A 501-nucleotide genomic window follows, 5' to 3' on the forward strand; every position below is an offset into this window, starting at 1 on the left:
GATTACCTGATCGTGCCGGAAAGCCATCCCGGAAACGGCAAGTTTCCAGTCGACCCGCGGTTCAACCAGTCGGCGAGGTGGAAGGATGGCCAGGCTTACGGCGTGCGCCGTTGGGACGAATCCACCGGCGCCGTCACCGGCCAGCAATCGCCTGGGCAAGGGGCATTCAGTGTGGCCGATCCTCGAAGCGCCAAAGCGTTCGCCGGCAAGTATGTGGTCACGCCTTATGACCAGGCGACCGGCACAATCATCTCGGGGAGTACCACGGGGCAAGGTGCCTATGCCGTTGCAGACCCTCGCCCGGGGCTTCGCCGTGGCAAAGGCAGCAACTACCTGACAGCGGGGCATTACGGTGTGGTTCCGTGGACGGCCAGCTGTGGCGCGGTATCGGCCGCGGCGGGACATGACAATGGCTCCTGGTCGGTTGCTGACCCACGGCACTCACCTGCTCGCACCTTGATCGAGGGGGAGTATCTGCCAGCAGCGCGGGAGCGGCTGGTG

The 501-nt window shown here is 64.9% G+C and carries 1 pseudogene; it reads left to right on the forward strand.

Annotation, left to right across the window (positions count from 1 at the left end):
- Positions 1 to 501, forward strand: a pseudogene (locus tag ACGTN6_RS21125) (DNA cytosine methyltransferase); the annotation flags it as partial.

This window comes from Halomonas sp. B23F22_20, from assembly GCF_043496985.1.
Lineage (GTDB): Bacteria > Pseudomonadota > Gammaproteobacteria > Pseudomonadales > Halomonadaceae > Halomonas.